Source organism: Marinobacter gelidimuriae, assembly GCF_000372805.1.
Classification (GTDB): domain Bacteria; phylum Pseudomonadota; class Gammaproteobacteria; order Pseudomonadales; family Oleiphilaceae; genus Marinobacter; species Marinobacter gelidimuriae.
Window position 1 is genome coordinate 17,284 of the sequence record NZ_KB889840.1, and the last position, 13,485, is coordinate 30,768.

Genomic DNA, 13,485 nt, shown 5'->3' on the forward strand with positions numbered 1-13,485 from the left:
ATTCTGCCAGCTTGCCGCATAAAAATATTCATACAACCGCAACAAAACAACGCAAGCCTGAAAGCCTGCGTTGTTTTGTCGTCATCCTTGACGTTGCCTGACCGGCCTTATAACTCGTTACCCGTCATCGGCGCCAGTTCTTTCACTGCTTTAGCAATCTTCATGCGCTCGTTGCGCGGGCTTGGTATCAGGCCTACATCGACCAGGTAGCCGTTATCACCCCAGGTGCCTTCGCTGGTGAACTCGGAAATGTATTCCTGAATACCCGGAACAACGCCCACGTGCGCCTTCTTGACGTAGAACCACAGTGAACGGGCTACCGGATATTGGTCGCTGGAAATCGCTTCGGGAGTCGGCTCGACGCCGTTCACGGTCGCGGCCTGGATCTGGCCAGTGTTTTCCATCAGGAAGCTGTAGCCGAAGATACCGAGAGTTTCTGGGTCTTGGGCCAGACGCTGAACGATCAGGTTATCGTTTTCGCCGGCTTCAATGAACGGGCCGTCTTCACGCATGCTTTGACACACGGTTTTGAACTTGTCTTCGTTGTCGTCTTCCATCTGCGCGATCATGGGGAACTGTTTGCAACCGCTTTCCATCGCCAACTCAACAAACGCGTCGCGGGTGCCTGACGTCGGAGGCGGGCCCATTACGCTGATGGCAATATCCGGAAGGCTGGAGTCGATTTCGTTCCAGTTCATGTAAGGGTTGGCAACCAGCTCGTTGCTGCCGTCCGGGTTAGGTACGTCTTTAGCCAGCGCCAGGAAAATTTGTTTCAGGGACAAGTCGAGCTTTTCCGCTTCCTTGGAGTTTGCCATAACGATACCGTCAGCACCGATACGCACTTCGGTGATTTCCTTGACGCCGTTGGCCTGGCACATGTCGAATTCGCTCTTCTTCATGCGACGGGAAGCGTTGGTGATGTCCGGGTGCTGGGTGCCAACACCTTGACAGAACAGCTTCAGGCCGCCACCGGAACCGGTAGATTCAATCTTCGGCGTCGCGAAGTCGGTGTTACGGCCAAAACGCTCGGCAACCACGGTCGCAAAAGGATATACCGTTGACGAACCAACAATGCTGATGGTGTCGCGAGCCATGGCCGGAGCCGAAAGTGCCGCAATTGCGCCAGCAAGGGTTACTGTTGTCAGAGCTTTATAGAGTTTAGTCACCGTGTTTCTCCTGGGTTGCATCACTTTTTATATCGACATCTGCTGTTTTGATGGCCCAAGACTAGGCATTCTCTGTGACAGGTTTGTGACAAAGGCTAAAATTATCTAAATTCACCATCAGAACCGCGAACACACCTGACAAATGGCAGGCGCGGCATTACCATGCAGCCAAACAATTAAGGAATTTGCCAAACTGGCATTCCGCCACTTTTCTTAAAGGCCTGTGTGATGAGCACTTTTGACGACGACAACCCAATGCCCCTCGGCGAGTTAATCCTGCGAATCATTCCATTCCCCGGCGATACCAACGCCAACGGCGATGTATTCGCGGGCTGGCTGGTGAAGCAAATGGATATTGCTGCGGCCACTATGGCAGCCAGGATATCCCAAGGCCGCAGCGCCACTGTGGCTATGGACCGGATGGAGTTTTTGTCGCCGGTGCGGGTTGGCTCGCAGGTTGGCTGCTATTGCGAGCTGATCGAAATTGGCCGTAGCTCAATGAATATTAAAGTAGAAGTGTGGACGATGGACCGCTACTCCGAAGATCGCCGCAAGGTGACCGAAGGCCGCTTCGTTTACGTGGCGATTGATGAAGTGGGCCGTATCCGCGAAGTGCCAGACCAGTCCTGATCCTTGATGTGTGTAATACCTTGGTCTGCTTTAGCGCCCCGGATTGTTGTGAAACCTTGGATTGATACGATATGGACTTTTTTCAGGCGGTTTTTCTTGGCCTGCTGCAGGGGCTGACAGAATTTCTGCCCATCTCCAGCTCTGCCCACCTTATTCTTACACCGGCCCTGCTGGGCTGGCAGGACCAGGGCGTAGGCTTTGACCTGGCCGTTCACGTGGGCACTCTGCTGGCGGTGGTGCTCTACTTCCGCCGCGATGTGTTCGGCATTGCCCGCGACGGCTTGGTATCCATGGTCCAGCGCCGGATTGTGGGCCAGGGCGCCATGGCGTTTTATCTTGTGATAGGCACCGTCCCCGCAGGCCTGGCAGGATTGGCGCTGCTGGATATGATTGATAACGAGCTACGCTCACCTGCGATCATTTTCACCACCACCCTGGTGTTCGGTTTGCTGTTGGGTGTGGCCGACTGGATACCCAAACGCGATCGCTCGCTGGACTCCATTCGCTGGAAAGACGCGCTGATTGTTGGCCTGGCCCAGGCCATTGCCCTGGTGCCCGGCACCTCGCGCTCGGGCATCACCATCACCGCCGGCCTGTTTCTGGGCCTCAGCCGCGAAGCAGCATCCCGCTTTTCATTCCTGCTGGCCATCCCGATTACGGCGCTGGCGGCGAGTGTAAAAATCCTGGAAGTGGCGATGACGGACACCGCTGTAGACTGGACGGGCTTTCTGATCGGCGGCGTTACTTCATTCGTGATGGCCATCACCGCCATCCACTTCTTCCTGAAGTGGCTGAATAAAGTGGGTATGTGGCCGTACGTGGTTTACCGGGTGATTCTGGCTGGGGTGATTTTTGCGGTTCTGATGTAGATTTTGGAGCCGGTCCATTATTAAGTGCTTAGTCAGTAGACGCTTTTTTAAACTTGAAGTTTTTTTTCAGGCCATTCATCCATGACGGCGGTATTACTCCATCATGCTGTAAACGTCCCACTACTATACCTGGGTGAACTCCAATCTCATCCGCAAAATGGCGAACTTTCGCTTTGTTATTTAAGCCGTTCAACTTGTCGGTGTATTGAGCAGGGATTAGCCAGTCTCCAGCCCAACTGTTTGCTTCATGCTCCTGTGGGTCGTCAGTATGAGTAGCGTTAGGATCGTCAAGGAAGACAGATTTTTTCTCTTCTCTACTCCCAGAGTGCAGCAAAATGTGCGCTGCTTCATGGAAAAAAGTGAACCAGAATTTATCGTTCGTTTTACCGTACAAGGAAAGCTGTATAAAAGGCCGTGTAGGGCCTAGCCACCTAGCAACACCACTTACATGGGCTCTTGGGATAGCAGGCACCAAAAAAAATGTTATACCTGCCCCTGAAAGCAACTGCCTCATTTTTGGTTCAAACTCTTCCGGCGACTCGCATGTGAATGTGCGAATAACGCGCAAAGCTTTTTCAAAACGAGCTTTGTTGTACTTAGGCACTTCAACTTGTTCCGCGTGTTGCTCTCCTAACCTTAGCCATGAGGAGATCGCACCAACATCGCATTGCTCAGCCCTGCTTCTGCGAAATGCCATTTGCATACCACCGTAGTGCGCTCTCCACTCACTTGGTGATGCAACGCCAAAGAATCGCAGACACGCTTCAACCACATTTGGTTTATTCTTCTCAACCAAGCGTTGCTTAGCAATGGCGCCGTTATCCATTAATGCTTTAACCGGTAAGTCATCAAGCCAAGGCACCCAATTAGCGTGCTTTTCAGCAGCTTCCAGTCGCGCTTTATGATTTTGATAATTAGCTTCGCGAGTTAGCCAAAAATCAACAGTCCCACCGACTACGCGCTCCAGACGAAGTGCAGCGTCAACGCTAAGCAATACTTTGCCGTTAATAAGCTGACTAACGTGTTTCTCTGTGTACCCCAAACGTTGAGCAAGTTCGGCTTGAGTCCAGCCGCGCTCTTCGGATATATCAAGTATGGATTCGCCAGGCGGGGAGACCCAGTCTGGCGCAAAGGCAGCACTCAACTCAGTCATGATAGTCCCCTATATATTCAATACACACTATGGTCACTTGGGCCCAGTCGATACCCCCGTCATCCTTCATGGGGCAAGGCTCATTGGCTGGACTGAACACTAGACGCCAGCCTCCAGCGGCGCATACGCCAATACCAGCCACTTGGCACCGTCATCAAAGTTAACCTGAATTCGGGTATGATGGCCGCTGCCTTCGCTGTTCATCACCGTGCCTTCACCGAACTTCGGATGCATTACGCGCTGCCCCAGGCTGAAACCAGACTGCTTGGCGGATTCCTGGCTGAACATGCTTTCGTTGGGCCGCGCCACCATGGCCGGGCGGGTCACCGTATTGCGCAGCCGCACCTCTTGAATACAGTCGCCAGGGATTTCCCGCACGAACCGCGACAGCGCATTGAACTTTTCCTGACCGTACAAACGGCGGGATTCGGCGTAGGTGATTATCAGTTTCTTCATCGCGCGGGTAATACCCACATACGCAAGACGGCGCTCTTCCTCCATACGCCCCGGTTCCTCCAACGACATGCTGTGGGGGAACAGACCTTCTTCAACGCCGGCCATGAACACCAGCGGGAACTCCAACCCTTTTGCGGAGTGCAGGGTCATTAACTGCACGCTGTCTTCGTGGTCATCCGCCTGAGCTTCGCCGGCATCTAACGCGGCTTGGGCGATGAACTCCGACAGCGGATCAACACCCTCCTCCACTTCATAGGTGGTCAGCGCGTTTACCAGCTCTTCCAGGTTTTCCACCCGTCCCTGGCCTTTTTCTCCTTTTTCGCTGGCGTGGTAGTTTTTCAGGCCGCTGTCGTCGATGGTCTGCTGCATCAGGCCATGAAGGGTTCCATGTTCCGCCAGCGCAGACAGTTCTTCTATGATCGACAGAAATTTCTGCAATCCGGTTTTTGCGCGGCCTTTCATCTGGCCTGCCTCCAGCATGCGCTGGGCGGACTCCCACATTGAAATGCTTTGCTCGCCGGCGTATTGGCGCAAATCGGCCAGGCTTTTGGCCCCTATGCCCCGCGGTGGCAGGTTTACCACCCGCTCAAACGCAGCGTCGTCGCGGCGGTAGTGCACCAGGCGCAGATAAGCCAGCGCGTTGCGAATTTCCTGGCGATCATAGAAGCGCAGGCCGCCGTAAACCCGGTATGGAATACCCTGGCGCATCAGCGATTCTTCCAGTACGCGGGACTGGGCGTTGGAGCGGTAAAGAATGGCGCATTCGGCGCGCAGGTTGCCGTCTTGCACCCAGCTGGTGATGGTGTCGGCAATGTAGTTGGCTTCGTCTTGCTCGTTAAACGCGGCGTAAAGGCTGACGGGTTCACCGTCAACGCCGTCGCTCCACAGTTCTTTACCCAAGCGGCCCTGGTTGTTGTCAATCACCGCGTTGGCGGCCTTCAGGATCAGCTTGGTAGAACGGTAGTTCTGCTCCAGCTTTACCAGGCGGGCGTTGGGAAAATCGCGCTGGTACTGCTGGATGTTTTCGACTTTGGCGCCGCGCCAGCCGTAGATGGACTGGTCGTCGTCGCCGACCACGGTTAATGGCACGCGGTTGCTGGCCAGCACTTGCAGCCAGGCGTATTGAATGGTGTTGGTGTCCTGAAACTCGTCCACCAGAATGTGCTGAAAGCGCTGCTGATAATGGGCCAGCAATTCCGGGCGGTGCAGCCAGAGTTCGTGAGAACGCAGCAACAGTTCCCCAAAATCCACCAGGCCGCTTTGCTGGCACAGTTTTTCGTACTGGCGGTACACCCTTACCATGGTGCTGGTGAAGTGGTCGCCGGGGTTTTCCTGAATATGATCGGCACGCAGGCCTTCGTCTTTCTTGCTGCTGATCCACCACTGGGCCTGTTTGGGCGGGAACTGGGTTTCGTCGATTTGGGCTTCGCGCATTACCCGCTTCACCATGCGCAGCTGGTCGTCGCTGTCCAACACCTGAAAGTTTTCCGGCAAGCCGGCGTCTTTCCAGTGGGAGCGTAGCAGGCGGTGAGCAATGCCGTGGAAGGTGCCAATCCAAAGACCGCGAGAGGGTATGTTCATTATCTCTTCAATGCGGTGGCGCATTTCCTTGGCGGCCTTGTTGGTGAAAGTCACCGCCAGAAGGCCGGTTGCCGGTACCCGGTTCACCTGCATCTGCCACGCCATGCGGTGTACGAGCACCCGGGTTTTGCCACTGCCGGCGCCGGCCAGAACCAGCAAGTGGTCGCTTTGTTCCGTCACCGCCTCGCGCTGGGCGTCGTTCAGGCCGTCGATAATGTAGGAAACGTCCATAAAATGTCGCTACTGGTTAAATAAACAGGTCGGGGAGTATACCAGCCTTGAATCGCCCTTGCCGAATACGGGTGCATGGGGCAAATTCCATGGGTTTTAGCCAAAAAAACGGTGAGCCGCAGCCCACCGTTTTGGTTCACTCTTTCACGCTTTCACTGACAAGCGCTAACGCTTGTTTGGCTAGCCGGCGCGATTAAAACCCGCGGGGTACGGTTTGCGCTTCGGTGAATTCAAACAGCCCTTCTTCGCCGCCTTCACGGCCAGTACCCGACATTTTCATACCACCAAACGGCGCCTCCGGCGTGGGGCCGGTGCCTGTGTTCCAGCCCACGTGACCAAAGCGCAGCCCGGCCGCTACACGCTGAGCGCGTTTAACATCCGCAGTAAACACGTAAGAGGCCAGGCCAAACTCGGTGTCGTTGCCGGCCGCGATCACTTCGTTTTCATCGCTAAAGCTGGCAATGGGAACCAACGGGCCAAAGGTTTCTTCCCGCGAGCAACACATCTGCGGAGTTACGCCAGTAATGACTGTTGGCGGGAAAAACAAATCGTCATCGCTTAATTCTGACGGCTTTTTACCGGCTACCACGGTGGCGCCCTGCTCTAACGCGTCTTCAAGGTGGCGTTTCACCTTGTTATAACCGTCACGGTTAATCAGAGGGCCCAGGTCCACATCACCGTTGATGCCGTCACCCACGGTCATTTTTCTTACTCGCTCGGCCAGTTTCTGACTGAAGCTGTCGACAATCTTTTCGTGGGCGAAAATACGGTTAGCGCAGACACAGGTCTGGCCACTGCCGCGGAATTTGTTGGCCACCAGGTTATCAACCGCGGCGTCCAGGTCGGCGTCGTCAAACACGATAAACGGCGCGTTGCCACCCAACTCCAGGGCCAGTTTTTTCACCGAGTCGGCGGTGTCTTTGATCAGCTGACACCCCACTTCAGTGGAACCGGTAAAGCTGAGCATGGGCACATCCGGGCTTTCGCTCAGCGCTTTGCCGATCATGCTGGCCTTACCCATCACCAGATTTACCATACCCGCGGGCAGATCAACGTATTTATCCATCAGAGTGAACAGCGCAATCATGGTCAGCGGGGTGGCGCTGGCAGGTTTGATCACCGACGGGCATCCGGCTGCAAGAGCCGCTGACAGCTTTTTGGCAATCATGCCAATGGGGAAGTTCCAGGGCGTAATCAGGCCCACCACGCCCACCGGGCGAAAATGCACGGTCCAGCTGCAGTCTTTGGGCTTAGCGTCCAGATTACGCGGGCTCAAAACCTCGATGTTTTTGGCGCAGTAATCGAAAAACCCGGCCGCGTAGTCCACTTCGCCCTGGGCTTCGTTTAGCGGTTTGCCGTGTTCAAGGCATAAAATGCGGCCCACTTCTGCGCGGTTGGCGGTCAGAGCATCGCGAATGTCTTCCAGCCACTTGCGGCGGGTCTCCAGCGGGTAGGGCTCGGTCAGTTTTTCGGCTTTTTTTGCCGCGGCTATGGCCTCTTGCACCTGTTGCTCGGTTACAAACGGCACCTTGGCAATAACGGCACCGGTGGCCGGGTTATCCACGTCAAAGGTATCAGCAGCGGCTTGTTGCCACTGGCCACCGGCGTATCCGGTTATATTCTGCAATAACGATGATTCAATCATTCAGGCTCCCTTACATGATAGTCAGGCTGTACATGATAGCCAGGCTGTTGCGATACCGCTCAAGCTTCTGCGATACGACCTGAACGCTCGATCGCAGAAGCGCAAATTCTCACTAATCTTTTCACTAGTCATAGTGGATGCTGTCCGGCAACCTGTAAAGCTGACAACGCTTTTTGAGGGTTACGTTTTTTTGACCCACGCCAGTCAGTGCCTATACTCGGGTGAGCATACACTACCGCTCTCTAAAAAGGCCGCAGCAATATGAAAGCATTTTTCCACCCCGCACAAGATCAGCACAGCCCACAGTCGTACTTTACCCGCGGCCAAATGCGCCAACCGCAAGAGACTGCAGACCGCACCCGGGAAATGTTGGCGGGCCTGAAGGCCAGCGGTATTCCGGTGCTGCATCCGGCTGACCAGGGCGCGGGCCCCATTGGCAAGGTGCACGATCTGAGCTATCTACGTTTTCTGGAATCTGCCCATCGGCGCTGGAAGGCGATGGGCGATGACTGGGGCGATGAGGTTATGTCCAATATTTTTGTGCGCAGCCCCAACGCGCTGAAGGGCGTTCTGGCCGAGGCCGCACGCTACCAGGCCGACGGTAGCAGCCCCATTGGCGAGCACACCTGGGACGCCGCCTACTGGTCGGCACAGACCGCCCTGGGCGCGGCCGACGCCTTGATGGCAGGTGAGCACACCACCTATGCGGTATGCCGCCCGCCGGGCCATCACGCCCGCCGCGCAGCGGCCGGTGGCTTCTGCTATCTGAATAACGCGGCCATTGCTGCCGAGCGCCTGCGCAGCCGTTATCAGCGCGTAGCCATACTCGACACCGACATGCATCACGGCCAGGGTATTCAAGAGATTTTCTACCACCGCAGCGACGTGCTTTACGTTTCGGTGCACGGCGACCCCACCAACTTCTACCCGGTGGTGGCCGGTTACGAAGACGAACGCGGCGAAGGCGAAGGCTACGGTTACAACATCAACCTACCCATGCCCCACGGCTCTGATGAAGAGTATTTTTTCAGCAAGGTGGAAGAAGCCCTGACCGCGCTGAAGCTGTACCAGCCGGATGTTATTGTACTGGCCTTGGGCTTCGATATTTACAAGAACGACCCGCAAGCCAAAGTGTCAGTGTCCAGCGAGGGCTTCTGTCGTTTGGGCAGCCACATTCGCCAACTGGGTCTGCCAACACTGACGGTGCAGGAAGGCGGCTATGACCTGGACACCCTGAGTCACAACGTGCAGCAATTTTTTAAGGGCCTGACTGGCTGAGCCCTGTTGCGGTAAGGCACGTTGAAGACAGGTTCGGTGGATTCCAGCCCAGTCTGGAATCCAGCGTTATTGGGTAGCACATCGGCAAAAAAACACTTAGTGTAGCGCCTCGGCCGCCGGCAATCGGACGAGCACCCGTGTGGTGGAGGATGCTGGCCGCATACCAAGGAGTTTTACGACCGATGAATGAACCCACCATCAACGCGTTGGTGTCGCCCGAAGGCAGCCTGGAAATCCTGTCTAACCATGAAGTAAACCGCCTGAAAGACCGCAGCGAAGGCGGCCTTTACCGGTTGTTTCGCCAGTGCGCACTGGCCGTACTGAATACCGGAGTGGTTACCGACGATTGCCAGGATTTGATGACGGCCCACAGCGACTTTGAGGTGCACCTGGTGCCCCAGCCCCGCGGCCTGAAACTGGAACTGATCAACGCACCCCACCATGCCTTTGTCGACAATGAAATGCTGCGCGCCAATCGCGAACATTTGTTTTCGGTGTTGCGCGACATCGTATACACCCATTCCAGCCCGCTGTTCATTGAAGCCCAGCGGCATCCGCGGCCGGAAGATCTGACCAATATGGTGTTCCACATTCTGCGCAACGCGCGTGTGCTGCAACCGGGGCGACAGCCAGACATGGTGGTGTGTTGGGGTGGCCATTCCATCAGCCATGAAGAATACCAATACAGCAAAGAAGTGGGCCACCAGTTGGGCCTGCGTGAACTGAGCATTTGCACCGGCTGCGGCCCCGGCGCCATGAAGGGCCCGATGAAAGGCGCCACCATAGGCCACGCCAAGCAACGAGTAAAAGACGGCCGCTACATTGGCATTACCGAACCCGGCATAATCGGGGCCGAAGCGCCAAATCCGATTGTGAACGAACTGGTGATCATGCCGGATATAGAAAAACGCCTGGAAGCCTTCGTACGCCTTGGCCACGGCGTGATCGTATTCCCCGGTGGCGTCGGCACAGCAGAAGAAATCCTTTACCTGTTAGGTATTTTGCTGCATCCAGACAACGCCGACATTCCTTTCCCTGTGGTGTTTACCGGCAGGCGCGAGAACGCTGATTATTTTGAAATGATCGACAAGTTCATCCGCAACGCCCTGAGTGACGACGCCGCGAAGCGCTATGAAATCATCATTGACGATCCGGTGCGGGTAGCGCGCACCATGAAACACGGCATGCAAGAGGTCGAAACCTTCCGCCGCGCCATGCAAGACGCCTATTACTTCAACTGGACGTTAAAAATAGACCCTGTGTTTCAGCTGCCATTTGAGCCGGACCACGCCAATATGCGCGCGTTGGAGCTGCATCGCGATCAGCCGATACACATGATTGCGGCCAATCTGCGTAAAGCCTTCAGCGGCATTGTTGCGGGTAATGTGAAAGAAGAAGGAATTCGGAAGGTGCAGGCCCATGGCCCGTTTGAAATTGCGGGCGACCCCAGCCTGATTCAGCCTTTGGAAGCCATGTTGGAACAGTTTGTGGCTCAAAACCGGATGAAACTACCCGGCACCTCGGCTTATCGACCAAGTTACCGGATTATCAGCAGGGCGTAGCATGTCATCTGGCTAAGTTGACGGACACCTTAGCCAAACATAACAACACCTCACTATTTTGCAACAACTGACTGCGGGATGGCTTATTTGCCGCCTGCAGGCAGACTGGCGAAGTACGCCGCCAGGTTGGCAATATCGTCATCACTCAGTGCCATTGCCTGGCCCTGCATAATGGCCGCCATGCCGCCATTACGTTCCTTGCTTCTGTAGGCCTTCAGCGACGACACCAAATACATCTCGTGCTGGCCCGCCAGATTCGGATACATCGGGATTAACGCAATACCGTTCTGGCCATGGCAGGCGGCACACACGGCCGCTTTTGCCTTACCAGCGGCCGCATCTCCGGCACTGGCCATCATCGGCAGCGCGGCACTTATTGCAAAAAGACCTGCAACAGCAAAGTGCTTCAATTTCATTAGGGTAACCCTCTCATTTTTCGAATCGAATGCCTGTAATTTCTTATACGCGAATAACGGCGAATAACGGCGAATAACGGCGAATAACGGCGAATAAAACATCCTATTAATATAACAGCTTAGCATTATAACACGCGCCAAACTCTGTTCAAATGCGATAAATCAAGACGCAATCTGCTGGCGGCGGCTATCAACAGTGAGTGGTGGTATCAGTGTATGGCCAATTAACCCAGTGATAGCCAGCCTGCGACCATAAACCTAAGCTGCTGTTCGGCATCGCGCTGACCGCTGCACAGATTCTCGCGCTGAAGTTCAGCCCAACTGCGGCCCTGCACCAAAGCGCGACACCAAAGCGCGCACTGCGCGGGCGGCAATCCACTCATCCAGTCTGCGGCGCCGGCGCAGCGGCTAAGAGTCTGCAGCGCCGGCAGGGTTAACTCAAAGCCGCGATGGCCGCCGGCGAAATAATGTAAATCGCGACTGTCCTCGGCATCCAGTTGCGGGCCGGCTGGCAGACTGCGCATTACGGCAGCCATCAGTTCCGGCTGACATTCGACCCATTGGCGACCGGCCAACACCAACCAGTGTCGGCCCAGGCGCTGCTGTAAATCCTGTACCAAACGCTGGCCCGCTGCACTGAGCCCGCACACTGCCTGTAACGGATATTCACCACTGCTGGCCTCTTGGCTAAAGCCCAGGCGCACTGGCTGCAGCCCCTGGTGCTGCCAAAAAGCCAGCAACGCAGGCGTGCCACCAAAGCTGCTGCCGATATAATCAAAGCCTTCCGCTTTGGCATAGGCCTGAGCGGCAGCCACCAAGCGCTGGCCAATACCGTTGCGGCGCTGCGGGGCCGCCACCGCAATTCTCGTTACCCTTAAACTGCGCTGCTGAGCCGCTTGTGGCAGGCCCGCGTGCAACGCCAGCGACTGCGCCAACAAATGCCCACGCAGCCGACGATGCCCAAGGCTAACCTGCTGCGCTAAGGGCGCTGAGAACTCACCCTCGCCCTGAGCCCACAACAATCCCACCGTGCGTCCACCTGCACGAGCGCGCCAGCTGACAGCGGCGGGATCATCCAGCCACTGACGTAAGTCTGCGGGCGTAGTGCGGTAATGAGCGTCCACCAATAGCCCGAAAGCTTCCGCCAAGTCGTTTTCTGTTGCCTGAGCCGGCTGCCAGCGCTCTACCTCCAACACTGGCAAGGGATCAGGAGTCTGCTGCTGTGTATTACTCGGGCTCTGTGCAGCCAACAAGAACAAGCGAAAAACCAGCGGTTCCAACGGGTCACTGGCGGCCCATCGCACCGGCGGCGACAGAGTACGCTCTTGCCAGTGCGGCGTGTGTTGGTCCAACTGTTCGCGAAAGCGCACCGCAAATCCCCGCCCGGCGCCTTCGTAACCGTGCACCGTGGTGGCAAAGGCCACCCTGGGCCAGCCCAGCAAAATACGCTGCAACAGTGGCGCGGCTATGGCGGCGGCTTCGTCTACCATCACAACTTCTGCGGCAGATTTGTCCGCCAGCAGCTGTTGCGGCAATAAAAATGTCAGGCTGGCGCCGCTGGTGGTGGTCAATTCAGTAGTCGATTGGCTTTGCAGTCGGGCTCCCAGGCGCTCACGGGCGTGGGCCATAACGGTAGCCATCTGTTCGGCCGAAGGCGCAGTCAGCAATACTCGCTGGCGGCCCTGCAACAGCAACTCCGCGGCCGCCAAGCCCAAGGCTGCCGATTTGCCGCGGCCGCGATCAGCGGTAACCACCAGCGGACGGCGCCGGCGCCCCAAGCCAAAACGCACCAGCGCTTGCACCAGTTGGTCCTGCTCGGGCCCGCCGCTAACGCAAAAAGCCGTTGCGGGTCGGCGACGACTTAATTCATCCCGCACACGGCCCAGTTCTGAGTTTATGGTGGCGCTCGCGCGCTCATCCGCACTTTCTACCACTCTCTCATCTACACTCGCACCCTCACTCATATTCAGCCGAATGACGTCCGGTGCATCACACAGTATCTTCGCCAAGCGCTCAGCAAAGGGGTGTTCAGTGGCCTGATCGAGGCCGGTGCGGGCGTAGTCCGGGTCAGCAAATGTGCCCCATTGCGCCAGCGGCGGCGTCAACCAGAACCACAGGCCGCCAGCCGTTAATGTGCCAGCCAGCGCCGCCAGCCCGTCAGGCGGGTTGCCACTGAAGCCGTCCCACACCAGCAGGTCTAGCTCACGCCCCAGCCAAATTCTTGCTTGCGCCGGTGTCGCTACGTGCAACGCCGGCAGCGGACTGTCGGCCTTGGTGCTAACCCACAAGCCCTGATCTGCACTCAGAAATGGCAGTTCTGCCGCCAACCAGTTCAATGCTGCATTGCGGCCGCCCTCAATCAGCACCAGCCTACGCTCACCGGCGTGCCGCAGTTCAGCCCGCAGAAGCTGCAATGCGCGGGTGCTGGGTGAATCCGGTGTAGACGTCATATAAGGGTGCTCTTGAACTGCTGAATATGGAAAATGACGACGCCATTA

Annotated in this window: 10 protein-coding genes; 4 read left to right on the forward strand and 6 right to left on the reverse strand. The window is 56.4% G+C overall.

Annotation, left to right across the window (positions count from 1 at the left end):
• Positions 1-107: 107 nt before the first annotated feature.
• Positions 108-1,166 (reverse strand): substrate-binding domain-containing protein, encoded by a 1,059-nt coding sequence (locus A3OI_RS0102825; RefSeq protein ID WP_018402830.1) that lies wholly within the window; start codon positions 1,164-1,166, stop codon positions 108-110.
• A gap of 228 nt (positions 1,167-1,394) precedes the next feature.
• Between A3OI_RS0102825 and A3OI_RS0102830 the strand changes: the two genes are divergently transcribed.
• Complete coding sequence (locus tag A3OI_RS0102830) at positions 1,395-1,796, forward strand: acyl-CoA thioesterase (protein WP_018402831.1); 402 nt, start codon at positions 1,395-1,397, stop codon at positions 1,794-1,796.
• 71 nt (positions 1,797-1,867) lie between these two features.
• Complete coding sequence (locus tag A3OI_RS0102835) at positions 1,868-2,665, forward strand: undecaprenyl-diphosphate phosphatase (RefSeq protein ID WP_018402832.1); 798 nt, start codon at positions 1,868-1,870, stop codon at positions 2,663-2,665.
• A gap of 28 nt (positions 2,666-2,693) precedes the next feature.
• Here the strand turns inward: A3OI_RS0102835 and A3OI_RS0102840 are convergent, their stop codons facing one another.
• From A3OI_RS0102840 to A3OI_RS0102850, 3 genes are all read right to left on the reverse strand, one after another.
• The gene (locus tag A3OI_RS0102840; protein WP_018402833.1) at positions 2,694-3,818 is read right to left on the reverse strand and encodes a helix-turn-helix domain-containing protein; all 1,125 of its coding nucleotides are present in this window, start codon (positions 3,816-3,818) and stop codon (positions 2,694-2,696) included.
• A 99-nt stretch (positions 3,819-3,917) separates the two neighbouring features.
• A complete protein-coding gene (gene uvrD / locus A3OI_RS0102845; RefSeq protein ID WP_018402834.1) occupies positions 3,918-6,086 on the reverse strand; it encodes a DNA helicase II in 2,169 nt (722 codons plus the stop codon).
• Positions 6,087-6,279: 193 nt separating this feature from the next.
• Positions 6,280-7,731 (reverse strand): aldehyde dehydrogenase family protein, encoded by a 1,452-nt coding sequence (locus A3OI_RS0102850; RefSeq protein WP_018402835.1) that lies wholly within the window; start codon positions 7,729-7,731, stop codon positions 6,280-6,282.
• 261 nt (positions 7,732-7,992) lie between these two features.
• Between A3OI_RS0102850 and A3OI_RS0102855 the strand changes: the two genes are divergently transcribed.
• On the forward strand, positions 7,993-9,009 hold the full coding sequence (locus A3OI_RS0102855) for a histone deacetylase family protein (RefSeq protein WP_018402836.1): 1,017 nt from the start codon (positions 7,993-7,995) through the stop codon (positions 9,007-9,009).
• A 182-nt stretch (positions 9,010-9,191) separates the two neighbouring features.
• On the forward strand, positions 9,192-10,571 hold the full coding sequence (gene ppnN / locus A3OI_RS0102860; RefSeq protein WP_018402837.1) for a nucleotide 5'-monophosphate nucleosidase PpnN: 1,380 nt from the start codon (positions 9,192-9,194) through the stop codon (positions 10,569-10,571).
• Positions 10,572-10,654: 83 nt separating this feature from the next.
• Here the strand turns inward: ppnN and A3OI_RS0102865 are convergent, their stop codons facing one another.
• On the reverse strand, positions 10,655-10,987 hold the full coding sequence (locus A3OI_RS0102865) for a c-type cytochrome (RefSeq protein WP_018402838.1): 333 nt from the start codon (positions 10,985-10,987) through the stop codon (positions 10,655-10,657).
• A gap of 224 nt (positions 10,988-11,211) precedes the next feature.
• The gene (locus A3OI_RS0102870) at positions 11,212-13,437 is read right to left on the reverse strand and encodes a tRNA(Met) cytidine acetyltransferase TmcA (RefSeq protein ID WP_018402839.1); all 2,226 of its coding nucleotides are present in this window, start codon (positions 13,435-13,437) and stop codon (positions 11,212-11,214) included.
• Positions 13,438-13,485 lie beyond the last annotated feature (48 nt).